This is a genomic window from Nocardia anaemiae NBRC 100462, assembly GCF_001612725.1.
Classification (GTDB): domain Bacteria; phylum Actinomycetota; class Actinomycetes; order Mycobacteriales; family Mycobacteriaceae; genus Nocardia; species Nocardia anaemiae.
Genome location: NZ_BDAZ01000024.1, coordinates 84,859 through 109,009, shown reverse-complemented (window position 1 = coordinate 109,009; position 24,151 = coordinate 84,859). Strand labels below are relative to the sequence as shown.

The 24,151-nt window shown below is 66.3% G+C and carries 19 protein-coding genes and 1 tRNA gene; 12 read left to right on the top strand and 8 right to left on the bottom strand.

Annotated features, from left to right (window positions below; all coding sequences use genetic code 11):
• Positions 1–45: 45 nt before the first annotated feature.
• The 5 genes from NA5_RS15645 to NA5_RS15625 form a co-directional block, all read right to left on the bottom strand.
• Positions 46–1,452, bottom strand: coding sequence for an MATE family efflux transporter (locus tag NA5_RS15645; protein WP_062986418.1), 1,407 nt, complete (start codon positions 1,450–1,452; stop codon positions 46–48).
• Positions 1,453–1,600: 148 nt separating this feature from the next.
• Positions 1,601–2,632, bottom strand: a complete 1,032-nt coding sequence (locus tag NA5_RS15640) for a PLP-dependent cysteine synthase family protein (RefSeq protein ID WP_062986604.1) — start codon at positions 2,630–2,632, stop codon at positions 1,601–1,603.
• A gap of 50 nt (positions 2,633–2,682) precedes the next feature.
• Complete coding sequence (locus NA5_RS15635) at positions 2,683–4,041, bottom strand: alanine racemase (RefSeq protein ID WP_371856426.1); 1,359 nt, start codon at positions 4,039–4,041, stop codon at positions 2,683–2,685.
• 152 nt (positions 4,042–4,193) lie between these two features.
• Positions 4,194–5,204, bottom strand: coding sequence for an ornithine cyclodeaminase family protein (locus NA5_RS15630; RefSeq protein ID WP_174555235.1), 1,011 nt, complete (start codon positions 5,202–5,204; stop codon positions 4,194–4,196).
• Positions 5,176–6,366, bottom strand: a complete 1,191-nt coding sequence (locus NA5_RS15625; protein ID WP_062986417.1) for a TauD/TfdA family dioxygenase — start codon at positions 6,364–6,366, stop codon at positions 5,176–5,178. The genes NA5_RS15630 and NA5_RS15625 overlap by 29 nt, the downstream gene beginning before the upstream one ends.
• 300 nt (positions 6,367–6,666) lie before the next feature.
• Here NA5_RS15625 and NA5_RS15620 point away from each other — a divergent pair, with 300 nt between their 5' ends.
• From NA5_RS15620 to NA5_RS15575, 9 genes are all read left to right on the top strand, one after another.
• Positions 6,667–8,184 (top strand): ABC transporter substrate-binding protein, encoded by a 1,518-nt coding sequence (locus tag NA5_RS15620; protein WP_062986598.1) that lies wholly within the window; start codon positions 6,667–6,669, stop codon positions 8,182–8,184.
• Positions 8,184–9,107: an ABC transporter permease gene (locus tag NA5_RS15615; RefSeq protein WP_062986416.1), complete on the top strand. Its 924-nt coding sequence runs from the start codon at positions 8,184–8,186 to the stop codon at positions 9,105–9,107. The genes NA5_RS15620 and NA5_RS15615 overlap by 1 nt, the downstream gene beginning before the upstream one ends.
• A 38-nt stretch (positions 9,108–9,145) precedes the next feature.
• A complete protein-coding gene (locus NA5_RS15610; protein ID WP_245672247.1) occupies positions 9,146–10,003 on the top strand; it encodes an ABC transporter permease in 858 nt (285 codons plus the stop codon).
• The gene (locus NA5_RS15605; protein ID WP_062986415.1) at positions 10,000–11,568 is read left to right on the top strand and encodes an ABC transporter ATP-binding protein; all 1,569 of its coding nucleotides are present in this window, start codon (positions 10,000–10,002) and stop codon (positions 11,566–11,568) included. The genes NA5_RS15610 and NA5_RS15605 overlap by 4 nt, the downstream gene beginning before the upstream one ends.
• A 353-nt stretch (positions 11,569–11,921) precedes the next feature.
• A complete protein-coding gene (locus NA5_RS15600) occupies positions 11,922–12,647 on the top strand; it encodes a lytic transglycosylase domain-containing protein (protein ID WP_062986413.1) in 726 nt (241 codons plus the stop codon).
• A 157-nt stretch (positions 12,648–12,804) separates the two neighbouring features.
• Entirely contained in the window at positions 12,805–14,091 is a 1,287-nt protein-coding gene (eno, locus tag NA5_RS15595; protein ID WP_062986411.1) for a phosphopyruvate hydratase, read from the top strand.
• A gap of 17 nt (positions 14,092–14,108) precedes the next feature.
• Positions 14,109–14,744, top strand: coding sequence for an FtsB family cell division protein (locus NA5_RS15590; protein ID WP_062986409.1), 636 nt, complete (start codon positions 14,109–14,111; stop codon positions 14,742–14,744).
• Positions 14,741–15,271: a DUF501 domain-containing protein gene (locus tag NA5_RS15585; RefSeq protein ID WP_062986407.1), complete on the top strand. Its 531-nt coding sequence runs from the start codon at positions 14,741–14,743 to the stop codon at positions 15,269–15,271. Before NA5_RS15590 ends, NA5_RS15585 begins: the two co-directional genes overlap by 4 nt.
• Positions 15,272–15,925: 654 nt before the next feature.
• Positions 15,926–16,873 carry a Ppx/GppA phosphatase family protein gene (locus NA5_RS15575; protein WP_062986403.1) on the top strand — a complete coding sequence of 316 codons (948 nt, stop codon included), beginning with the start codon at positions 15,926–15,928 and terminating at the stop codon, positions 16,871–16,873.
• A 243-nt stretch (positions 16,874–17,116) separates the two neighbouring features.
• On the opposite strand, the gene NA5_RS15570 is transcribed toward NA5_RS15575, so the two are convergent.
• Positions 17,117–17,929 (bottom strand): neutral zinc metallopeptidase, encoded by an 813-nt coding sequence (locus tag NA5_RS15570; RefSeq protein WP_062986401.1) that lies wholly within the window; start codon positions 17,927–17,929, stop codon positions 17,117–17,119.
• Positions 17,930–18,224: 295 nt separating this feature from the next.
• Here NA5_RS15570 and NA5_RS15565 point away from each other — a divergent pair, with 295 nt between their 5' ends.
• From NA5_RS15565 to NA5_RS15555, 3 genes are all read left to right on the top strand, one after another.
• Positions 18,225–19,691, top strand: coding sequence for a peptide MFS transporter (locus tag NA5_RS15565; RefSeq protein WP_084484160.1), 1,467 nt, complete (start codon positions 18,225–18,227; stop codon positions 19,689–19,691).
• A 43-nt stretch (positions 19,692–19,734) separates the two neighbouring features.
• Positions 19,735–21,258 (top strand): amino acid permease, encoded by a 1,524-nt coding sequence (locus NA5_RS15560; RefSeq protein WP_157110441.1) that lies wholly within the window; start codon positions 19,735–19,737, stop codon positions 21,256–21,258.
• A gap of 97 nt (positions 21,259–21,355) precedes the next feature.
• Positions 21,356–21,429: transfer RNA gene (locus NA5_RS15555), tRNA-Leu, on the top strand.
• A 16-nt stretch (positions 21,430–21,445) separates the two neighbouring features.
• Here the strand turns inward: NA5_RS15555 and NA5_RS15550 are convergent.
• Both NA5_RS15550 and NA5_RS15545 read right to left on the bottom strand, forming a co-directional pair.
• Entirely contained in the window at positions 21,446–22,561 is a 1,116-nt protein-coding gene (locus NA5_RS15550; RefSeq protein ID WP_062986594.1) for an enolase C-terminal domain-like protein, read from the bottom strand.
• A 104-nt stretch (positions 22,562–22,665) separates the two neighbouring features.
• Positions 22,666–23,538, bottom strand: a complete 873-nt coding sequence (locus NA5_RS15545; RefSeq protein WP_062986396.1) for an alpha/beta fold hydrolase — start codon at positions 23,536–23,538, stop codon at positions 22,666–22,668.
• Positions 23,539–24,151: the final 613 nt, after the last annotated feature.

The window sequence follows — 24,151 nt, the reverse complement described above, 5'->3', positions numbered from 1 at the left end:
TGCACAACACTTTTCCGCCGCCCGTTAAGTCCGGATTTCACGAGGTCAGGAAGGGGTGGGTAGGGATTGTGGGAGCGGGTGCGGGTGGGTGGCGGCGGCGGTGTCGAGCAGGGCGAAGTAACGGCGGAGCATGAGGACGGCGGTGCTTGCCAGGCCCGCGGTCAGACCCCACCAGACGCCCGCGGCGCCGAGGCCGAGCGGGAAGGCCAGCAGTAGGGCGGTGGGTAGGCCGACGAGCCAATAGCCGACCAGGGAAAGACGGAAGCCCGCCTTGGTCTCCTTCAGACCGCGCAGCAGTCCGGTGCCGATGTTCTGTGCGGCATCGAAGAATTGGAGCACGATGCCGATGAGCAGTAGCGAGCGGGCCAGCTCCATCGTCGCGGTGTCGCTCGGTTCGAGGAAGGGGCTCAGCACGAGCTTCGGCGCGGCGATATAGACCGTGCCGGTGACCGCGGCGACGATGCCCGCGTGCTGTAGCGCCAGCCAGGCCAGCGCGCGGGCGTGGCCGAATTCGTCACGCGCGACGGCATGGCTGACCAGAATGGACGCGCCGTGCGACAGGCCGATCGCGACCTGGAAGACGATATAGATAATCTGGTAGACCACGTTGTGCGCGGCCAGCGCGGCCGGTCCGATACTGCCCATCACCAGGGCGAGCACGGAGAACATGCCCGCCTCCGAACCGTAGGTGAGCGCGATCGGCGCACCGAGTTTGAGCTCGGCCCAGATGGTCGGCACGTGCACCGGCCACGGACGCAGCGGCAGTGTGGCGCCGAGTGTCGCATCGGCGCGCACCATCGCGAAGAAGACTCCGAAGGTGATGAGGTGGACCAGTGACGACGCGATGCCGATGCCGGTCAGGCCCAGTGCGGGCAGTCCGACCCAGCCGTGCATGAAGGTAAGGGCCAGTAGCAGATTCAGCACCACCGAGCCGAGGGTGACCAGCAGCAGCGCCTGCGGACGCTGCATACCGACGGTGTACTGCCGCAGCACTTGGAACCACAGGCAGGGCAGCAGTCCGGGGGCGAGGGCGAGCATGAGCGGTCGGGCGTCGGCGAGCACGCCCGCGTCCTGGCCGAGCCATTGCAGCGCCCAGCCGAGCCCGACCAGTACCGCGCCGCCGATGATTCCGGCGAAGGTGGCGATCAGGAAACTCGACCGGACGATATCGCGGACCTCTGCATCCGCGGACTCGCCGCGCTTATCCGCCGCACTCACCGAGGACGCGATCTGATTCCCGGTGCCGGTGATCAGTCCGACGCACATGGTGCGAATCTGGTTGAACAGCACCATCGCCAGCCCGCCCGCGGCGACCTCGCGCACACCGAGCGTGCCCATGAGCGCGATATTGGTCGTGGACACCGCGATCTGCGCGAGCTGGGTGAGTGCGATCGGTGCGGCCAGCGCGGTCAGCTGTCGGCCATCGGCGCGGAAGGTGGACAGATTCACCATCGCACCTCCCCGGGGCGAATCCCGAAACCGATCGGCATGAGTCCCATTCCAACTCGTCGCTGAGCTTTTGAGTAAGGTAACCCTAACTGGGTGATCATTTCAGACGTAGGGGGTATCGCGCAACGGTGATCGAAAGCGCGCATGTGCTTCATCGCGCCTCGACAAGTCGGTCCCGGCGGGCGGGAGCGTAGCGACCGAGCATGGCGCGCACATCGCGTTCGGCATCGGCGTCGAGCAGATCGCGCTCGCGCATCCACTCGTCGTCGAAGACGGTGTCGAGGTATTTCTCGCCGCCGTCGCAGACGATGGTGACCACGGTCGAGCCGGGCGGGAACTCCTCGAGCCGGGTGAGCGCGGCGTGTACCGAGCCGCCCGCGGAGCCACCGATCATCAGGCCGAGTTCGGCCGCGACGGCGCGCGCAGTGGCGAAGGCCGCGATATCGGAGACCTTGACGCCCTCGTTTAGCAGCGAATAGTCGACCGCGGTGCCGATGGTGGCGCCGGGCGGGGTGCCGGTGCCGGACTGCCAGTACGGTCCGCCCGGTCCACCGAAGGCGATCGATCCGACGGGCTCCACACCGATCACCCTTGGCGCGCAACCGAGTTGACGCAGTCGGGTCGCGGTGCCGAACAGCGAACCGCCGGTGCCCACCGCGGACAGCAGGATATCGACGCGCTCCACATCTTCCAGCAATTCCTCGGCCACGGCGTAGTACCCGACCGCGTTCGCGTCGTTGTTGTGCTGTTCGGTGAAGTACGCATCGGACTGTCCGGCCGCCATTGCCTCGGCCAGGTCTTCCCGCGCCGAGGTGGCCAGATTGTCGTCGCCCTCATCGGCGACGAATACCAATTCCGCACCCATTGCTCGCATCGCGCGCAGCTTGTCCTTACATGCGTGGTGATCGACCACCGCGGTGAAGCGATACCCACGTTCGGCAGCTACTACCGCGAGGCCGAGCCCGGTATTCCCGGATGTGGACTCGATAATATGCCCGCCATCGCTCAGCAAACCTCGACGCTCCGCATCGTCGATCATCGCGCGCGCCATCCTGATCTTGGCCGCACCCGTCGGATTGAACTGCTCGAGTTTGAGCAGCAGCCGGGTGCCGGTCGGGGTGGTCGCCAGTTCGAATAGCGGGGTGCGACCGATCAGATCCGTCACGCGCGTGACGATCGGCATGGAGGTCTCCTCGTTCGGGCCGTACGGGTATTGGTCGAATGGGTGCCGGATCATCCGGCGTCGAGCGTCCAGCGGAGTCGATCACCGGTGTCGTGCAGCACCACCTTCGGCGGAATCGGCAACTCATGAAAGGCCGACTCGTTCGAATCCATTTGGTAACCGGCGGTATTCGGATAGATCAGCAGATCGCCGACCTCGGCTCGTCGCGGCAGCGGGATGCGCCGCCAGCTGAGCATGTCGGACTCCAGACAGCTGGCCGCGCCGACGCAGGTCGGGGTGAGCTCGCCGGGGCGCGGCGGCCACAGTATCGGATCGGGGAGGTATTCACTGTCGAACCATTGCTCGGACAGGCTCAGGCTGGTGCCGTCCACGGTGAGCAGTTGGTAGGGGTGACCGTCGGCGTGGCGGGTCTTGCTGCCCTGCACCCGGAAGACGCTGGATCCGGCGCGGTCGAGCAGGGCCCGGCCGGGTTCGATGGCGAGCCGGATTTCATTGTCGCGCAACCGCTCCGCGAGCGCGTTGTGTTCGAGGATGGCGCTGAGCATGGCCGGGCCCGGTGCCGGGAAGTGGTAGGGGTAGTACGAATCGAAGGACTTCCCCGCATGGAACCACCGGCCGTTCGCGTGTTCGGTGAACTCCGACCAGGCACTCGCGGACACGTAATCGACGCCGAACCCGCCGCCGATGGAGATGGTGGTGGCCGGGTGGCCGAGTGTGCGGGCATCCAGGCAGCGGGTGATCAAATCGTCGGCCTGTTCGGCGCGTGCGACAGCGTCGTAGCCGGAGAGGTGGAAGCTCAAGCCGTGCAGGCGAATCGATTCGTGCCCGACCGTGCCGGACGCGCCGATCACCGAAATCGCGCGGTCCAATTCCGCGGTGGTCATGCCGAATCGGCTCGCGGATTCCTTGGGCAGCACCCGAAGTAGTACGCGAGCCGCGGCCGCCGGGGTGGTGATCGCGGCCAACCTGTCGAGCTCGTCGAGGCTGTCCACGGCGATCAACGCACGGTGCCGCACCGCCAACCACAGCAGATCGTCGGATTTGGCGGGACCGGTGACCATCAGCTCGTCACCGCAAACACCCTGTGACAGTGCGGTATTCAGTTCGCCGATGCTGGAAACGTCAATGCCCGCACCATATTCGGCGCAGGCACGTGCCACACAGGCTGCCTTGTTGGCCTTCTTGCCGTAGTAGACGACGCCATCCACACCGGCCTGCTCGAACGCACGCTGGAACGCCTTGATATTCAAGGCAACTCGGGACGGATACATCACATGGAACGGCCCGCCGATCGCAAAGGCGATATCGCCGAGCAGATTCGGATCGGCGAGCAGCCTGCGCTCCAACTCGTCCGCGCGTGCGGGCAGGGCACGTGCGCAGATGCTCAGCAGTCCCTGCACTGCCGCCAGTACGGCGGGATCGGGGGCTGCGTCGGCATTCGACGGATGTTCGCCGAGCTTGACCTTGTCGCGGGTCGAACCGTCGTCGAACGGCAGGGTGCCGTCGGGCTCGGCGGTGCCGAGGGTGTGCACCTCCTTGTCGAATTCGACGGCGCCGATGTCTAGTCCCACAGGGGCACCTCCGTGCCACGGCCCTGGGCGATGGCTCGTTCGGCGAGTGCGTGTGCCACCGCGATATCGGTGAGCACCAACCCGCTGTTGTAGACGAAGATCCGCTCGTCGTCGGAGCGGCGGCCGATCGCGCGGCGGCTCAGGATCTGCGGCAGTTCGGCGTCGACGGTGCGCAACCTGCCGTCGGGACCGGTCATATCGGTGCCGGTCAGCGCCATTTGCTCGGCGCTTGTCGCGATGACACGATCGGCGTCGACCAGCGTGGACGGCGCCAATCCGTAGCCGACGAGCACCACGGTGGAACCCGGTGCGAGATCCTCGGATTCGATCGCGACCTCGGTGCCCGGCCCCGCCGTCGCCAACACCACATCGGCGGCACCCGCGGCCGCACGCGGATCCTCGACGGTTTCGAGTAATGCGTGCGGGTTGTACGCAGCGAGGTAATCGCGCACCGCCGCAAGGCCCTCCGGATGGGTGCCGTAGAGCATCAGCTTGCGCAGCTGCGGATTGGCGGCGAGCAAGTGCGGCAGCGCATTTCGGCCCTGGGTGCCGGTGCCGATGAGCAGCACGCTCTCCGCGCCGCGGCGTGCGGTCTCGCGCACCAACAGCGCCGAAACCGCAGGGGTGCGCAGCGCGCCGACCCTGGCGCAGTCCATCATGGCGATCGGCGCGCCGGTGCTGTCGTCATACAGCGTGATGGTCGTGTAGTAGCGCTTTGTGCTGCGGTCGTGGCCGGGATCGAATTTATAGGAGGTCTTCATCGCGACCACCCGGCGACGGCCGTCGCGCCCGAGCATGGCATAGGACACCGACCAGCCATCCGGATTCGCGACGCTGAGTTTGCGCGGATTATCCGAATCACCCGCGGCGAAGGCGAGATACGCATCCTCCACCGCGCGAACCACATCGGCGGGCGTGATCGGCACGTCCGCGAGATCGCTGCGGCTCAGCACACGCAGTGGTGTGCTCCGGTCACGAGTGCTCAACGGTTCCTCGATCATTTTTTGTCGTATCCAGCCTTACTGCGGTCCGGGTGGTAGCCCGGGCCGGTACACCGACGATCGCGAGCGGGTTGCTTGCCGCTCGGAACGGGGCGACGATCCGTTGCCCATAACCATTTTCGTCGGCCTCGGCGGCCCGCCGCCGTCGTTCGGGCAGCCGGACATTGACGCGCTTGAGCCAGCGGTCGGTGCCGTCGTAGCGCGCGGTGAACGGTACTCGACCGTGTACGGCCACGTCATTGTCCACCAGCAATAGCTCGCCGGGGGTCAGTGCGGCGGTGACGCAGACGCGTTCGAGCTCCGCGGTGAGGCGCGCGTATGCCAGCCGGAATTCGGTATCGGCATCGTCGAGCGGGGTGTATGCCGGATCGTAGCGAAGCGTCAAATCCGCTGTGCCCTCGGCGGATTCGCTCCACAGCGTCGGCAGTGGCGTTGCGGAGTAGCACTCGTGCCCGGTGCCGTAGGAGACGTCGGGCAGGATCGGCAGGGTCGGCGCCGCGAGTAGTCGGCGCTCGTCGGCGGAGAGCTCGGTCCGGCGCACGGAGGAGACGGTGGTGCCGACGCCGTCCGGATTGCGCAGACACGCCAGCATCAGCAGGTTGGCCCGATCCGGGTGGAAGGCGTCCTCGGTATGCGGGCTGAGCAGGGTCTTGCTACTCGCACCGGATTGTTCGTGTTCGTGGCCGGGGGATGGCACGATGTTGTTGACCAGCCGCCCGCCCTGCTGGCCCTGCCAGCCGAACGGTTCACCCGCGCTGCGGGCCAGCAGCAGCATCGCGATATCGAGCTCGAATGAGCTAGCGCGGCGGTCGGATTCACCACTCCAGCGGGCCGCTTCGACCCAGCTCGGCGGGGTCGGGCCGAATTCGCCGTCGTGCAAAGGCAATGTGCCGACAATGGTGGCGCCCGCCGTGGTGGCGGGCGGTCGCATGGCGACGCGCACCGCATCGGGCAACTCGCCGACACGGGCATCGATTTGCTCGAGCAATGCCGGATCGGTCAGCGTGCGCGCGATATTCGCGGTGCCATCGGGCCGGGAGTCGAGCGTGATACATATCTCACGGGCCAGCGCGCGCACCGCATGTCCGGCGGTGCTCGGCAGCTGGCGCCGTTCGATATCCAGTGGGTGAAGCGTCTTACGTTCGGAGAGAACGCCTTTCACCAGGAATCCCTTCTTCGCATCGGGTCGAAAAGCGGGGTATGACGATTCGATCTGCGAAGCTAGTGGGTCTTGCCGCGTTAAGCAAGCCTTACCTAAGCGAGTCTCAAAATAGCACGACTGCATGACTGAGATCAGAGCTTGTGGCTAATTCGCGGCATCATCTTCGGGGTGGTGACTGATAGCTGTGCTGCGGCAAAACTCAACGCCTGGAACTCTATTAGGCTAGCCTGTCCTAGCTGGATTCGCTAGGGTTCGCGGTCGGGCGCGGGTAGCTCGTTGATGTTCGAGGAAGGCAGCACCATGGAATGGAATCGACGACAACTCCTGCGATCGGGACTCGGTGTCGGCGCGGTGCTATTGGTCGCCGCATGTTCGGACGGCGGCAATTCGGACGGCCCGGCGCGGCGCGGCGGCACCCTGCGGGTCGGTGCGCTCGGCAGCGCGGCGCGCATCGAACGCGATCCGCATGCGAATCTCAGCAATGACAGCGACTTCCTCATCACCTCGCTGGTGTACGACGCGCTCACGGTACCCGGCGCGAACCCGAATGTTGCTGCGCGCCTTTCGAGTCGGTGGGAAGCCGATGCGCAGCGGCGGCGCTGGAGTTTCACCATCGCCGACGGCGCGAGCTTCCACGACGGCACCCCGGTCACCTCCGACGACGTGGTGTGGTCGCTGCGTCGGCTGCGCACCGTCGGCGGTGCCTCGAAAATGCCTGCCGCCGTGGAGGACATCACCGCGGACGGCCCCAACCGGGTGGTCATCGCGCTGCCCGAACCGAATTCGCAACTACCGCTGCTGGTTCGGTTGATGACGTTCACGGTCAAGAAGGACACCACCGATTTCACCAAGGCCATCGGCACCGGGCCGTTCCGGTTGGAGTCCTATCAGGGTGGCAATGCCCGGCTGGTGCGCAACGATCGGTGGTACGGTCCGGCACCACTGCTGGATGCCATCGAGGTCACCATGTTCGACAGCGTGACGGCACTTGGCAATGCGGTGCTCGGCGGGCAGATCGATCTGGCCTCGAATGTCGGTGCGATCGCTGGCCGGACCGCCGAGGGACGCGGTGATCTGCGGGTGGTGCGGCGCTCGAACGACACCATGGTCGGGGTCGCGCTGCGGACCGTCGACGGACCGTTCGCCGATGCGCGGGTACGCGAGGCCATTCGGCTGGGTGTCGATCGCAAGGCCCTGGTGAATCAGGTGCATTCGGGGTACGGCGCAGTCGCGAACGACATCCTCGGCACCGGTGATCCATTGTACGACAACACCATTGCCCAGCGGACCCGCGATGTGGACCGGGCGAAGACGCTGCTGCGCGATGCCGGATTCGATACCGGGCGCAGCTACCAGTTCCTCACCAAGGCCGAAGCTCCGGGCGAGGTCGAATCGGCAAAGGTGATCGCCACGCAGCTGGCCGATATCGGACTGCGCCTCGACGTCGTGACGCAGGAGTCGAACACCTTCTACGACCAGACCTGGTTGAAGGCGCCGCTGTACACGGTCTCCTGGGGCACCAATGACTCCACGCTGTTCTTCGCGACCAAGCTGATGTCATCGACATCCAATCGCAACGAAACCGCCTTCAAGGACGCCGAATTCGATGCGGCCACCGCGAAAGCCCTTGCCGCTACCAGTGACTCGGAATACGCGGCGGCCTGCCGTGACGTGCAGCGGATCCAGTACGCCCGCGGCGGCTATCTGGTGTGGGGCATGGCCGACGGTATCGATATCGCGGCGTCCCGGGTGCGTGATGTGCCGACCCTCGGCGGCTTCGCCAGGGTGCAGCTGGAACGAGCCTGGCTCGCGGAGTGATGTCCTTCGCCCGACTCCTCATCCGGCGCGTCGTCCTGCTGATCGCGCTGCTGGCGACGGTGTTCGCGGCCGTCGATCTGCTGCCGGGCAATTCCGCCCGCGCGGTACTCGGCCGCGACGCCACCGCGGAGCAGATCGCGGCGAAGGAACACGAGCTCGGCCTCGACCGTCCGCTGCCGGTGCGGTTCGTCGAGTGGATATTCGGTGTGGTGACCGGTGATTTCGGCCGCACCGCGCGCGGGCGATCGATCAATGCGCTACTGGCCGATAAGTTTCCGCCGACGCTGCTGCTCGGTGGGCTGGCCTTCCTGGTGACGGTCGTCGCGTCGCTGCTGCTCGGCGGCTGGTGGGCGGCGCGGCGCGGCCCGGCTACTCGGCTGCTGCAGCCGAGCACCACTGCGGCGGCGGCGATTCCGGAGTTCGTCATCGCAACCTTGTTGATCCTGGTGTTCGCCTTGGGCCTGGGGTGGTTGCCCGCCGTCACCATTACCGGGCGCTCCGGATTTCCCGCCGGTCCGGACATGTTGGTGCTGCCGGTGCTCGCACTGGCGATACCGCAGACCGGCTGGAATACCCGGGTGGTGCGCGCCGCGCTACTCGATTCCGCGCGCACGCCGCATGTGGAAACGGCGGTGCTGGACGGACTTTCGACCACCACGGTGCTGACCCGGCATGTGCTGCCGTTCGCGCTGCCGACGATTGTGGCGAGTTTCGCGACGACGGTCGGCATGCTGCTCGGCGGTGCGCTGGTGGTGGAGACCATCTTCAACTATCCGGGGCTGGGTGCGGTGCTGGCGGGTTCGGTGGCCGATCGGGACACCTCCCTGATCGCCGCGGTGGTCGCGCTGACCGGGGTGGTCGTCATGGCGATGCTGGCCATGGCGGACGGGATTCGGGCCTGGGCGCTGCGGGGGCGGATATGACAGGCGCGCCGTGGATTTCGAGGCCGCAGGGGTCGCAAGTGAAGAGATTTCTCACGGTAGTGCCCGCGCTGATCGTGGTCGTCGCTGCGGCGCTCGGTCCGAGCGCGGCGACTCGGCCTGCTGAGGAGGCGGTGGGGATTCCGTTCGCACGGCCGGGTGCGGACACCTGGTTGGGTACCGATCGGCTCGGACGCGATGTGCTGGCTCAACTGCTCTATGGCGGTTGGGGTCTGTTGTTGCTGGCGGGCGTGATCGCGGTCGCGGTGACGGGGTTGTCGTGCGTGCTCGGCGCGATCGCGGCATTGCGTCCTCGGGTCGGTGCGGTGATCGAGGGCGTCGCCGATTTCGCGATCCTGCTCCCGGCGGTGCTCGGGATCCTGCTGGTGCTGACGGCATGGCCGGATGCCGGTGTATACGGGCTTGTCGTGGTGGCTCTGCTCTTCGGAACGCCATACTGCGCAAGAGTTTTCGCGGCGGCCGCCGCCGGAGTTGCGGCGAGCGGCTATGTCGAAGCCGCCCGAGCCAGCGGTGAAACTCTGCCGCACTTGGTATTCCGTGAGGTGATTCCGAATCTGCGTGCGGTCTCGGCCGCGCAACTCGGCCTGCGCTTCGTGGAGGGGGTGTATGTGGTCAGCACCGCCTCGTTTCTGCAACTGCCGACCACGCTCGGCGCGAGCAACTGGGCGGTCATGGTGCGCGAGAATTCCTCCGGCATGCTGCTCAACCCCTGGTCGGTGCTGGCGCCGAGTCTGGCGATCGCGGTGGTCGCGGTCAGCGTGAATCTCGCGGTGACCTCATTCGATCAGCACCGTCCACGACGGTGGGCAGTTCGCAGGACACGCGATTTCGACTTACCGGCCGGTGCGCGATCGAATGCGTTGGAGGAGCGGGGATGAATGCGTCTGTCGTCGTCGATGCGCTGACCGTATGCGGATCGAATGGTCAGGAGTTATTCGGGCCCACCAGTTTCCGCGTCGCGGCGGGTAAGGTCACCGCGCTCACCGGTCCGTCCGGGTCGGGCAAGACCACCCTGATGCGGGCACTGCTCGGGCATCTGCCAACCGGAGCCCGGCGTTCGGCTGGTTCGGCCGTGGTGGCCGGACAAGACGTATTCGCATTGAATCCCGCTGCACTGCAACGATTCCGGCGTGAAAGCATCGCCTATGTCGGCCAGGATCCCGGTTCGGCCCTCAATCCGTTGATGCGGGTGCGTTCTCTGCTCAACGAGGTTCGCCACCCCGCTGTCGCCGTGTCCGAAACTCTGGAAATGGTCGGCCTATCCGACGAGCACTTGCGACGTCGCCCCGGGGAACTTTCCGGTGGTCAGCAGCGTCGGGTGGCCCTCGCGCGTGCGCTGGTCCGTAATACCGGGATCCTTGTTCTCGACGAACCCCTGGCTGGGCTGCACGGTTCCCTCCGTACTGAAATAGCCCGGCTGCTAGCCGATATCGCGGCTCAGCGCTCGGCCGCGATCCTGCTGTCCGGGCACGACACCGCGACCATTCACACGATCACCGATGATGTGGTCGAGTTAGGGGCCGGGCATACCGAGGTAATCGGCCGCGCAGCCGTGCCCACTCGTTCCGGTGGGCCGCGATCGAATGGGAGTGCAGCGTCGATCCTGGCGACGGCCGCGCAGATTCCGCTCGGCCGAGACGTCGACACCGCGGCTTTGCAGCCTGACGAGGGCCACGGGGCAGTAGCAGTGCGCTCCAGGACAGTCGAGGTTGCTGCGGATCCCATATTGCGCGCCCAGGATATCGGTGCCTCGATCGACGGGCACGAGGTATTGGCAGACATCGACTTCGTGCTTCCTGGCGGCGCGGCTCTGGCTATTGTCGGGGCGTCGGGAGCGGGAAAGACCACTCTCGCGCGGGTGGTTGCCGGGCTGCACCGGGAAGCGACCGGATCGTTGGAACTGCGCGGCGAATCGATCCCGGTTGGACCCGGTCGACGAGGTCGCAATGGTATTCAGCTGGTCACGCAGAACCCACGGTCCGCGCTCAACCCCCGTCGCACCGTCGCCCAGACCCTGGGCCGACCGCTGCGCCGACTCGGCGGGGTGCCGAGACGACAACTGGCGCAGCGCATTACCGATCTACTCGACTCGGTCGAACTCACACCGGATCTCGCCACCCGCTACCCGCACGAACTCTCCGGCGGCCAACGCCAGCGAGTGGCACTTGCCAGAGCGCTCGCGGCCGAGCCCACCGTCCTGGTCTGCGACGAAATCACCTCCGCCCTCGACCACCACACCGCGGTCTCGATCATGGCCCTGCTCGACCGCATCCGCGCCGAACACGACACCGGCCTACTCGTCATCACCCACGACATGGCGCTTGTCACCGGACACTGCTCGGACCTAGTCGTCCTCGACCACGGCCGCATTGTCGAATCCGGCTCGGCGGCAGCGGTCCTCACCACCCCGGCGCACACCGCGACCCGCGAACTCCTCGGCTAGTGCCGCGCCAGATCGCTTGCTGCTATCCGCCTCCGGCAGCTCGCGATATGGCGGTCGAATTCGACGTGTGCGACCACTATTCGACTCCGTTCGACCGAACCCCGAGCGGCGATACGGCAGAAGCTATCTGGACATGGCACTAGGTGCTCCCCGCGCACTGCTTATGCGTGATGCGCGGTAGTTCTGCGAGGACGAATTCGCGGCTGTGCTCTCGGTGAGCTGCTCGGTAATCTCGGATCACGGAGCGCATGACCACCGGGCATGCTGGGTCTGCAGGGGGAGGGAATATGACGCTGGGCTTGCCGCGACGCGTGCTTCGCGGGGGTGGTCGTTCGGATCTGGATGATGGAGGAATGCTCGCTAAGCTGACCGGCGTATTGGTCGCCGCAATGGTGACTCTGGTACTCGCCGGTTGCGGTGCCGAACGCAACCTTCCGCCCATTCCCGAAGGCATCCCGCCCGGCCCCGGCACGCCGCTGCCGCTGATCGACCTGGACGCGCCCGGTCGCACCGCCGTGCAGTTGCGCGATTGGGCCGACGAGCAATCCGGCAAACTCGGCATTCCGAGTATCGCGCTGGAGGCGTACGGCTATGCCGCGGCGATCATGGGCCGGTCCAGGCCCGACTGCGGAATCGCCTGGACCACGCTTGCGGGGATCGCCAGCGTGGAGAGTAAGCACGGCACCCATCGCGGTTCGGAGGTCGACGCGGATGGCACCGTGCGCCCGCCGATCATCGGCATCCCGCTCGACGGTGTGCCGGGCGTTGCACTGGTCAAGGACACCGACGGCGGCAGGCTCGACGGCGATCCGGAGTTCGACAGGGCGCTCGGCCCATTGCAATTCATTCCGGAAACCTGGGAGCGCTGGGGTGTCGATGCCAATGGCGACGGCGTCGCCGATCCGCAGAATATCGATGACGCCGCACTCACCGCGGCCCGCTATTTGTGCGCGAGCGGTGGCGATTTGACCTCCGAGCGCGGCTGGCAGCAGGCACTATTGACCTACAACCAATCGAATGCCTATCTATTGACCGTCCGCGATCGCGCCGCGGCGTACAGCGTCGGGCGCCGGGCATGAGCATCCTTCGGCGGAAACAACGGGTGCTCATCGCGACAGTGCGAAGCGATTCGTCGGAGTGCCGGTTACTGCGCAATCGGCGAGGACGCTAGGCTCGCAGGCGCACGGCCCTACCCGTCAGACCTACCGTGCCAACAGCCGAAGGAGTGTCGTTTTCGTGGCCATCATCGAACAGGTCGGAGCTCGCGAGATCCTCGATTCTCGCGGAAACCCCACTGTCGAGGTCGAGATCGCCCTCGACGACGGCACCCTGACCAGGGCTGCCGTGCCCTCCGGTGCTTCCACCGGTGAGCACGAGGCCGTCGAACTGCGCGACGGCGGCGAGCGCTACGGCGGCAAGGGGGTTCAGAAGGCCGTCGAGGGTGTGCTCGACGAGATCGCACCTGCCGTCATCGGCCTCGACGCGGTCGAGCAGCGCACCGTCGACCAGGTCCTGCTGGATCTGGACGGCACCCCGGACAAGTCCCGCCTCGGCGCGAACGCCCTGCTCGGGGTTTCGCTCGCGGTGGCCCGCGCCGCCGCCGAATCCTCGGGCCTCGAGCTGTTCCGCTACCTGGGCGGCCCGAACGCGCATGTGCTCCCGGTGCCGATGATGAACATCCTCAACGGCGGCGCGCACGCCGACAGCGGCGTCGATGTGCAGGAGTTCATGGTCGCCCCGATCGGTGCGACCACCTTCAAGGAGTCGCTGCGCTGGGGCGCCGAGGTGTACCACGCGCTCAAGTCGGTGCTGAAGTCCAAGGGCCTGTCCACCGGTCTCGGTGACGAGGGTGGTTTCGCGCCGTCCGTCGCGGGCACCAAGGAAGCGCTCGACCTGATCGGGGTCGCCGTCGCCAAGACCGGTCTGAAGCTGGGCACCGATGTCGCGCTCGCGCTCGATGTCGCCGCCACCGAGTTCTACACCGCGGGCAGCGGTTACAAGTTCGAGGGCAGCGACCGCTCGGCCGCCGATATGGCGCAGTTCTATGCCGAACTGCTCGCCGCCTACCCGCTGGTCTCCATCGAGGATCCGCTCTCGGAGGACGACTGGGACGGCTGGGTCACGCTGACCGATCAGATCGGCGACAAGGTGCAGCTGGTCGGCGACGACCTGTTCGTCACCAACCCGGAGCGCCTGGAGGAGGGCATCACCAAGGGCGCGGCCAATGCCCTGCTGGTGAAGGTCAACCAGATCGGCACGCTCACCGAGACACTGGATGCCGTCGAGCTCGCGCACCGCAACGGCTACAAGACGATGATGAGCCACCGTTCCGGTGAGACCGAGGACACCACCATCGCCGACCTGGCCGTCGCGGTCGGCAGCGGTCAGATCAAGACCGGTGCCCCGGCCCGCAGCGAGCGGGTCGCCAAGTACAACCAGCTGCTGCGCATCGAGGACGCGCTCGGCGATTCGGCACGGTACGCGGGTGATGTCGCGTTCCCGCGCTTCGCGTTCGAAGGCTAGCCGGCTAGGGGAGCGGTATGACAGAGCGACGTGCGCGTGGATCCAGTCCAGCCGGACGTGGGAACCGCCGCACGTCGCGCTCTGCCAGATCGCGCCCGGCCGCCGAATCTCCCGCGGCCGCACCGAAGCGGACGACCCGCAGGCGATCCGAAGCCGCCGAGAAGGCCAAGCCGCAGAAGATAGGGCTGCGCTCCGGCGGGCACGAGGACAAGCACGATCGCACCATCCTCGGGCTGTCCACCGGTAAGGCGGTCATCCTGGCCATCGTCGTGTGCGCACTCGCGCTGACCCTGGCCGTGCCGCTGCGCACCTATTTCACCCAGCGCGCCGAGGCCGCGCACCTGGCGCAGGAGCGCATCGAACTCGAGGCCGATCTCGCCAAGCTACGGGATCGTCGTGCGCAGCAACAGGATCCGGCATATGTGCGCTCCGAGGCCAGGGACCGGTTGCGGCTGGTGATGCCGGGTGAGACGCCCTATATCGTGCAGGTGCCCGGTATCGAAGCGCCCGCGCCGCCCGCCGCACCGACCCAGTCGAAGGCGCCCGAGCCCTGGTACACCGAACTGTGGCGCAGTATTTCGCAACCGCAGCAGGCCCCGGCGCCCGCGGCCGCACCGGCCACACCGCAGCCAGCACCGGAAGGACCCAGGTGACCGCACCGAACGACCGCGATCTCGAAATCATCGCCAAGCAGCTGGGACGCGAACCGCGCGGCGTACTCGCCGTCGCCTACCGCACCCCGGACGGGCTGCCCGCGGTGGTCAAGACCGCGCCGCGGCTGCCCGACGGCACCCCCTTCCCGACCCTCTACTACCTGACCGATCCGCGCCTCACCGCAGAGGCGAGCAGGCAGGAATCCGCGGGCGTCATGCGGGAAATGACCGAGCGCCTCGCCACCGACCCGAAATTGGCCGCCGCCTACCGCGCCGCCCACGAGAGCTATCTGGCCGAGCGCGATGAAATCGAATCGCTCGGCACCGATTTCACCGGCGGCGGCATGCCGGAACGAGTGAAATGCCTGCACGTCCTGATCGCCCACTCCCTCGCCAAGGGTCCGGGCGTCAACCCATTCGGCGACGAAGCGGTAGCCATGGCGGCCGACAGCGGCCTGCGCGGCACCGCAATCCCGGCCGACTGGCCGAAATACGAGCCGCCGCACGCTCCGACCAACGAGCAATGACATGAGCGCGGCGCTTGAATTGTCCACGGGCGCTGTAGCGAACGTGCGCGCTGTGATCAGTGCGGGCGCTGGAACGAGCGCGGGCAGTGCCGTGAGCGCGGGTGCCGCGATCAGTTCGAGTGCTCCGGTGAGCGTGGCTGCTGGAACGAGCGCGGTTACTGCGGTGCGCGCGGGTTCTAAGAGTTCCACGAGCGCGAGCTTGGGCGTGGCCGCTGAGGCGAGCTTGGGCGCTGCGCTGTGCGCGAGCGCTGTAATGAGCGTGCGCGCTGTGATCAGTGCGGGCGCTGGAACGAGCGCGTGCGCCGTGAGATCCGCATGAGCATGAGCGTGGGCATGGCCGCTGAGGCGATCGTGGGTGCCGCGATCAGTTCGGATGCTGCGGTGTACGGGGCGGCTGGAGAGAGCGCGGGTGCTGCGGTGTGCGCGGACGCTGGCAGGGGCCCGGGCCGTGAGCTGTGTGTGGGGCTCGAGCTGAGCGTGGGTGCCGTGGTCTGTTCGGGTGCTGTGGTGTGCGTGGCTGCTGGAACGAGCGTGGGGTGCTGCGATGATCGCACGCGCGGAGGCGGGCGGCGCATGAACTTGGATGACCGGGCGCTCCGGTGAGCGCGAGTGGGAAATTGGCCAGGGGCTGAAATGAGCGGAGCTGAGCTGAGCATGAGCGATCGGGTAGCGGCAGTTGATTGCGGGACGAATTCGATCCGACTATTGATCGCCGAGGTGCTCGGTGATGGGCGGTTGGCCGATCTGCATCGGGAGATGCGCATTGTGCGGCTGGGGCAGGGGGTGGATGCGACGGGGGCGCTCGCGCCGGAGGCGATCGAGCGCACCAGGGTTGCGCTCGCAGACTATGCCGCGCTGATGCGGGAGGCGGGGGTGCGTCGGGTGCGGATGGTCGCGACCTCCGCGACTCGCGATGCCGCGAACCGGGAGGACTTCTTCGCCATGGCACGCGCCGAACTCGGCACCGTGGTGGCGGGCGCGGAGGCCGAGGTGATCACCGGTGACGAGGAGGCGCGGCTGTCCTTCGCCGGTGCCGTCGGCGAATTGGCCAGCGAGTCAGGGCCTTTCGTTGTCGTCGATCTGGGCGGCGGCTCCACCGAACTCGTCGTCGGCGACAGCGATGGTGTGCGTGCCGCATTCTCCGCCGATATCGGCTGCGTCCGCATTACCGAACGGTGCCTGCCCGGCAATCCGCCGACCGCCGAACAGGTCACCGCCGCACGGGAATTCGCCACCGAACGACTGGATGAGGCCTTCGCCAAGGTGCCCGTCGAGGGCGCGCACACCTGGGTCGGCGTCGCGGGCACCATGACCACGATCGCCGCCGTCGCGCTCGATCTGCCCGAATACGATTCGGAGCGCGTCCATCTCACCAGCCTCACCCTGGACCAGGTGCGCGAGGTCTGTGATCGCCTGATCGGCATGAACCACGATGAGCGCGCCGCCCTCGGCCCGATGCATCCCGGCCGCGTCGATGTGATCGGTGGCGGAGCTGTCATCACCGAGGTACTCGCCTACGAACTGTCCCGCCGCACAGATATTTCCGCTCTCGTCGTCAGCGAACACGACATCCTCGACGGCATAGCCATGTCCATCGCCTGACGCGCTATCGTGGCTGGCGGACGCCCTCGACCTCGACGACCAAGGCGCCGAGGGAGAGCAGTCGTACTCGACGACCAAGGCGCCGAGGGAGAGCAGTCGTACTCGACGACCAAGGCGCCGAGGCAGCGCGGTCCTAGCATCGCGGCCACCCGGCGGATTCACTACGTGATGATCGTCAACCGCGACAACGAGATCGCGACCTTGTACCCGACCGGCCGCCCGTCGGCCCCCATCGGGAACCGGTCACTGCACTTCGCCGATCGCGGCCGCCCAGGTATTGCACGATGACGTCGAGGCGCCGCGGTAACCGGATTCGACCCAGCGCCGACTGTTCACCCCGGTGCCGTGGGTCGGGTCCTCCTCGGTATCGGATTGGATATCGATCAGATCCGCGGCCTCGGCCGGAGTCAGCATGCCGCCCGCCTGCGCTGCCGCCAGCATCACTCCGGCCAGGCACTGGGCCTGGAGTTCGATGCGTCGGCTGAGTTCCAGTCCCAGCGGTGACTTCTCGCCCGCGGTACCGATATCGCGGTCGGCGGTGCGCAGGATGCCGGTGGAGGACTGTAGGTGGTGGCCGTATTCGTGCATCACGACGAACATCAGGTACTGCGCGAGCTGCGAACCCCAACCCCGATGAATCGGATCGTCGGTCGGCCAGTACACAGTGCCGCCGCAGTAGAACGCGGGATCGGTGGACTGTACCTGCTTCGAGCAGCCGGTCGTTACGTCGTCGACCACCACGAGTTGCAGCGGCGCGAGGGTCATTCCCGCCCCGCGCAGGGCCGGATCCCATGCCTTCGTCAAGCAGTCCAACTCGGTCTGCACGAATTCCCGCTGGCCTGCCGCGCTCATCTCGATGGGCGGCAGTTGACACCGCAGCGCGGACAGGCGCAACTCGGCGTGCAGCGTATTGGTTGTCAGCGCAGGTTCCCGCAGCGCACCCCCGACGGGATCGGCGTCCACCGCGGATACCGACGCGCATCCGGTGCCCAGCAGCGACACCAGCGCGCCGATCACGACGAGCAGCAGCGCCGCATGGGCGCTCGAGCGCTTCATCAGGTTCCCCCGTCCGGCCAACAAACGAGGGTTCCCCGTCCAGCGAGGCGAACTTTACCGGGAAGTTGTCCGGTCTTCTCGTCGAGTGCCGTGGGTCACCGAGGGGGGTCGACGAATATTCGACGTTGCCTCGAATTCGCTGACTACGCGCGTCGAACGGGCATATCCAAGATGGACGTACCGGTTGACGGATTGCTCCCGCGGCAGCTCGGACGCGTCCGGCTGTGTCGGCCGTGAGCAGGGAAACTTTGTTCGGGATGCCGGAAATTCTCTGCCCATATGGGATCGTCTCAGCATGTCCGACGCAGCAATGGCGGAGCAACCAGTTCGGGAGCGCACCCTGTTCGGTCATCCCATCGGGTTGACCAACCTCTTCGGAGTCGAACTCTGGGAGCGCTTCTCGTTCTACGGAATGCTCACCATCCTCGGGTACTACCTGTACTACTCGACCACCGAGGGCGGACTGGGCCTATCGCAGAGCACCGGCGTCGGGATCGTCGGCGCGTACGGCGGGCTGGTGTATCTGTCCACGGTGCTCGGCGGGTGGATCGCCGACCGGTTGATCGGCATGGAGCGCACCGTCTTTTACGGCGGCGTCGTGGTCATGGCCGGGCATCTCGCGCTGGCGGTGCTGCCCGGACTGAGCGGTGTCGGAGTCGGGCTGGTGCTGGTCGCGCTCGGCAGCGGCGGACTGAAGGCCAATGCGTCCTCGCTGCTCGGCACCCTCTACCGGCCCGGTGATCCGCGCTTCGACGGCGGCTTCACGCTGTTCTATCTGGGCATCAACCTCGGCGCGTTCGTCGGCCCGCTGCTCACCGGCCTGCTGCAACGGCATTGGGGCTTCCATTACGGCTTCGGCGCGGCCGCGGTCGGCATGGCGTTGGGTCTGACGCAGTACGTGGTGTACCGACGCAACCTCGGCACCGCGGGTAGACATGTGCCCAATCCATTGCCGCGCAACGCGATTGGGCCGATCCTCGGCATCGTAACCGGTGCCGCCATCGTGGTCGCGCTGGCATTGATCACCGGGCTGGTGAACCTGGACAACCTCTCCGAGGTCACCACCGGCGTTATCATCGTCGCCGCGCTCGCCTACTTCGTGCTCATGCTGACCAGCGCCAAGGTGACGCCGGTGGAGCGCAGCCGGGTCCGCGCCTTCATACCGCTTTTCATCGCGAACGCGGTCTTCTGGTCGCTGTTCCAGCAGATCTTCACGGTGCTCGCGGTGTATTCCGATGAGCGGATGCGGTGGACCATCTTCGGCTGGACCGCCCCGTCGAACTGGATCGGCTCGGTCGAGCCGGTATGGATCATCTGCCTGTCGCCGCTGTTCGCGCTGATGTGGACCAAGCTGGGTAATCGCGCGCCGAGCACACCGCGCAAATTCGCCCTCGGTGTCATCGGCATGGGCCTGGCGTTCTGGTTATTCGTGCTGTTCGCGGGGAGCAGCGGCAAATCGGTACCGGCGCTGGCGGTACTGCTCATCATGGGCGCATTCGCGGTCTCCGAGCTGCTGCTGTCTCCGATCGGTCTCTCGGTCACCACGCAGTTGGCGCCCGAGGCGTTCCGTGCCCAGATGATGGCGCTGTACTTCTTCTCCGTTGGCATCGGAACCTCGATGTCCGGTACTTTGGCTCGGTTCTATGACGCGGACCACGAATTCGCGTACTTCGGCATCACCGGAGCGGTAGCGATCTGTGCCGGTCTGAGCGTCGTCGCACTCACACCATGGGTGAGCCGACATATGGCCGGTGTGCATTAGAGAAATCGACGGCCAACCCGTCGACGACAGCAAGGAGATAGTGTTGGCGACCCCAGGTACTCGATGGGGCGGTCTGTTCCGCACCAAATCGGTCGAGCAGTCCATCCGGGACACCGACGAACCCGATTCGAAACTGCGCAAGGATCTGACCGCGTGGGACCTCACTGTCTTCGGTGTCGCCGTTGTCGTCGGTGCGGGCATCTTCACGCTCACCGCGCGGACCGCGGGCAATGTCGCCGGACCTTCGGTTTCGCTGGCCTTCGTTTTCGCCGCCATCGCCTGCGGGTTGACCGCGCTGTGCTACGCCGAATTCGCCTCGACGGTTCCGGTGGCGGGCAGCGCGTACACGTTCTCCTACGCCACCTTCGGTGAACTCGTCGCCTGGATCATCGGCTGGGATCTGATTCTGGAGTTCGCGCTCGCGGTCTCGGTGGTCGCCAAGGGGTGGTCGCAGTACCTCGGTGAGGTGATGGGATCGCATTCGCCGATCGCGCACCTGGGGCCGATCGACTTCGATTGGGGCGCGGTCCTGCTCATCACGGTGCTGGGTGTGCTGCTGGCGGTCGGCACCAAGGTGTCCTCGCGGGTTTCGGCGGTGGCCGTTGCCATCAAGCTGACCGTTATCGCGGTGGTACTCGTTGTCGGCGCCACCTACTTCGACAAGTCGAACCTGACGCCCTATATCCCGCCGTCGCAGTCCGGCGCGGAAGGGGAGGGGCTGCACCAGTCGCTGTTCTCCTACTTCACCGGCGCCGGACACAGCACCTTCGGCTGGTACGGGCTGCTCGCCGCGGCCAGTCTGGTGTTCTTCGCGTTCATCGGGTTCGATGTCGTGGCGACCACGGCGGAGGAGACCAAGAACCCGCAGCGCTCGGTGCCACGCGGCATCCTCGGCTCGCTGATCATCGTCACCATTCTCTATGTCGCGGTATCCCTGATCCTCACCGGAATGGTGCCCTACTCCGCGCTATCGGGCGATAAAGCAACGCTCGCAACGGCTTTCGCGCAGCACGGCGCCACCTGGACCAAGAACATCATCTCCATCGGCGCGCTCGCCGGACTCACCACGGTCGTCATGGTGATGTTCCTCGGACAGACCCGCGTGCTGTTCGCGATGTCGCGCGACGGACTGATGCCGCGTCGGCTGGCGCACACCGGCAAGAACGGCACCCCGGTTCGGTTGACCATCGTGGTCGGTGTCGTCTGCGCCGCACTAGCCGGTTTCGTGGACTTCGGCACCCTCGAGGAAATGGTCAATATCGGCACGCTCTTCGCGTTCGTCCTGGTCGCCATCGGGGTCCTCATCCTGCGCCGCACTCGCCCCGAACTCCCGCGCGGCTTCCGTGTCCCCTTGGTCCCGCTCATCCCCGTCCTCGCCGTACTCGCGTGCCTCTGGTTGATGCTCAACCTCTCGGTCGAAACCTGGCTGCGCTTCCTCGTCTGGATGGCCGTGGGCTTGATCGTGTATTTCGCCTACGGCCGCCGCCACTCCGTGCTCGCCAACGCACCGGGCGCGAATTCCTCCGACGGCATCGCCCCGGTAGCCGCCAGCGACGAGCTCACCTGACCGCGATGGCGGCGCTACTCTGGCCACCACCGGAGATGCGCTAGCCTGCAGAACAGAATTCCGGTACGGCAGTACGAGTCGGTACGCTGACCGGGCGGCCCCTATAGCCCAATTGGCAGAGGCAGCAGACTTAAAATCTGCAAAGTGTCGGTTCGAGTCCGACTGGGGGCACGAGCGGACGGTCGAGTTACTGCACTCGGAAACGTTCGATTTGCGACTCACGCAGGGTCAGGCCGTGACCGGGCGCGGTCGGGTCGGGGCGGAGGACGCCTCCTCGGGGATCGAGCGTCCCGTCGAAGGCCATTGATTCGATACGGACGTGGTCGTGGAACCACTCCAGATGCCGAAGATTCGGGATCGCCGCTGCGGCGTGTGCGTGCAAATGCGGCGCGCAATGCCCCGACAGCGGCAGGTTGTGGGCCGCGGCCACCGCCGCGACTCGCATCCACTCGCTGATGCCGCCGCAGCGCGACGCATCGGCTTGTAGGCAATCCACCGCGCCCGCCTGACACATGCGCCGGAAATAGGCGAGATCACTACCGTATTCGCCCGCCGCGACGTCGGCGGTCACCGCGTCGCGGACCTCGCGCAGCCCGTCGAGATCGTCGGAGGACACCGGCTCCTCGATCCACCGCACGTCGAGATCGGCGGCGCGGCGCAGCACCCGAATCGCTTGCTTGCGGCCGTAGGCGCCGTTGGCGTCGACGAAAAGTTCGGCGTCGCCGATGATCTCGCGGGTTCGGCGCATCCGGTCCAGGTCCCGCTCGATATTGCCACCCCACGATTCCCCGATCTTGATCTTGACGCGCGGGATCTGTTGCTGATCGACCCAACCGGTCAGCTGCGCACGCAACCGGTCGGCGTCGTAGGTGGTGAAACCGCCGCTGCCGTACACGGGGACTTCCGTGCGCACCGCGCCGAGCAAACGGTGCAGCGCGAGATCGAGCAGCCGCGCCTTCAGATCCCACAGCGCCACATCCACCGCGGAGATCGCGTAGTCGACCACACCGGGCCGTCCCGCATTGCGGGTCTGGGTCACCATGCGGTCGAACACACCGGTCACGTTCATCGCGTCGGCACCGCGCACGATCTCGGCGAGCTTGTCGATGACGAAGCGGGCGCATACCGCCGGACCGTAGGTCCAGCCCAAACCGGTTCGTCCGCCGCCTTGCACGCGCACCACCACCATCGTGGTCGACTCCCAACTCAGCGTCCCGTCGGCCTCCGGTGCATCCGTGGGAATCGTGTAGGCGCTGGCATCGATCCGCTCGACGGTGACATCGGCAACCGTGTTCGTACCCACCGCCACTCCTTCGCCTCGCTCCGGCAGATGCCCCTGCCGCGCGGATACCCGGGGAGCCTGCTCCCACACGCCGCCAGAGACTGAGGCGCTCCAGCCGGGCCTCCTCAGCCTTTGTTCCATTCGATGATCGCGGCGACGATCTCATCGGCGGCGTCTTCCTGGATGTAGTGCCCGGCGCCGTTCAGCAGGACGGTTCGATGGTCCTCGAACTGTTCCTCCCATCGGCGGCGTTCGGGTGCGCGGAACGCGACGTCATCGGTGCCCCACACCAGCAATGCCGGGCGGTTGCGCACCGCCTCGAGTCCGCGTTCGACCTCGGCGAGAAATGCTCTGCTGCCGAGGATTTCGCGCGGGAACACGTGCACCGGCCGACGCGATCGCGGCGTCGGGAACGGACCACGGTAGGCGTCCATCACCGTCGGTGCCAGCTTCTTGCGCCGGACACCCGCGGGAATGATCCGCTCGACGAAGAAGTTGCGGCGCAGGATCAGCCAGCCGCCGATCGGGCCGCCCAAGAACCGGGAAAACGCCTGAGTGCCCGGATCGGACTTGGGCCAAGCCCAGGTGTTTCCGATCACGAACGCGGCAAATCGGTCGGGGTGTCGGGTGGCGATGGCGAATCCGATCGGGCCACCCCAGTCCTGCACCAGCAGTGTCGCGTTACGCAGGTCGAGTCGGGTGATGAGTTGCTCGACCACATGGGCGTGCTCGGCCGGAGTGAATCCGTATCCGGGAGCTGCCTGGGAGAGCCCGAACCCGGGGTAGTCGACGGCGATACAGCGGAACTGGTCGCGCAGTCCGATGATCACGTCCCGGTAGAGGAACGACCAGGTCGGATTGCCGTGCAGCATGATCAGCGGCGCTCCGCTGCCCTCGTCCACGTAATGCACCAGTGAACCGTCGATCTCATCGAAGTGGTCTGCGAACGGGTACAGATCCGCAGGGATCCAGGTCGGTCTGGCGGGTGTGTCGGCCATCGCTCATCGTCTCCTTCCCCTGTGGTCGGTCCGAGCAGAATTCTGGTCCGATTCAGATCGAGCTGGGTGCAATCCGTAACGGCATTGCAGCACGAGGTGCGTCACCGCTGCCTCGATTTCGAACCGACCGCAGGCAAATATCTTCGCTGGGTGTATCGGTCCGGCCTTCGGCTGGCGCCAGATGGGCGCTCAGAATCGGTGCGGCTATTCCCAGTGCTGACGCTTCCCCTGGCGAAACGGAAATTTCGGTGAAAACGGAAATTTCGCAGAACGAATTCGGAAGCACCTAACGCCTCCGGCGACCTCGAGGTCTCCAGAGCGCTTCAAACGTATGCGAAAGCGAACGTGGTGAACGGATAGCAATCCTCGCGCAGAGGAATCGCATCAGCGGGTCGGGGCCACGGATCTCCGCAGGATTCGATCGACCTGGGCTAGGGGGTTCGAAACAGGTCTCGCGGTTTGTTTGGAAGCTCGCTACCGGGCCGTGAGGTCGCTGGAAGCGTCGATAGCCTAACCCGAACATTCATGCTAGATATTAGCCACCTCTTTGCTATGCTACTTGTCTGCCCCTGCTCTGCGTGGTTTTTCAGCCTTCCAACCACGTTATCGCCGT

What these genes read in the sequence shown, in the direction of transcription:
- NA5_RS15630 (WP_174555235.1), bottom strand. Translation starts at nt 5,204, where the DNA reads ATGATCGAGGAACCGTTGAGCACTCGTGACCGGAGCACACCACTGCGT.
- NA5_RS15565 (WP_084484160.1), top strand. Translation starts at nt 18,225, where the DNA reads ATGTCCGACGCAGCAATGGCGGAGCAACCAGTTCGGGAGCGCACCCTG.
- NA5_RS15600 (WP_062986413.1), top strand. Translation starts at nt 11,922, where the DNA reads ATGCTCGCTAAGCTGACCGGCGTATTGGTCGCCGCAATGGTGACTCTG.
- NA5_RS15570 (WP_062986401.1), bottom strand. Translation starts at nt 17,929, where the DNA reads ATGAAGCGCTCGAGCGCCCATGCGGCGCTGCTGCTCGTCGTGATCGGC.
- NA5_RS15620 (WP_062986598.1), top strand. Translation starts at nt 6,667, where the DNA reads ATGGAATGGAATCGACGACAACTCCTGCGATCGGGACTCGGTGTCGGC.
- NA5_RS15605 (WP_062986415.1), top strand. Translation starts at nt 10,000, where the DNA reads ATGAATGCGTCTGTCGTCGTCGATGCGCTGACCGTATGCGGATCGAAT.
- NA5_RS15575 (WP_062986403.1), top strand. Translation starts at nt 15,926, where the DNA reads ATGAGCGATCGGGTAGCGGCAGTTGATTGCGGGACGAATTCGATCCGA.
- NA5_RS15640 (WP_062986604.1), bottom strand. Translation starts at nt 2,632, where the DNA reads ATGCCGATCGTCACGCGCGTGACGGATCTGATCGGTCGCACCCCGCTA.
- NA5_RS15615 (WP_062986416.1), top strand. Translation starts at nt 8,184, where the DNA reads ATGTCCTTCGCCCGACTCCTCATCCGGCGCGTCGTCCTGCTGATCGCG.
- NA5_RS15590 (WP_062986409.1), top strand. Translation starts at nt 14,109, where the DNA reads ATGACAGAGCGACGTGCGCGTGGATCCAGTCCAGCCGGACGTGGGAAC.
- NA5_RS15545 (WP_062986396.1), bottom strand. Translation starts at nt 23,538, where the DNA reads ATGGCCGACACACCCGCCAGACCGACCTGGATCCCTGCGGATCTGTAC.
- NA5_RS15645 (WP_062986418.1), bottom strand. Translation starts at nt 1,452, where the DNA reads ATGGTGAATCTGTCCACCTTCCGCGCCGATGGCCGACAGCTGACCGCG.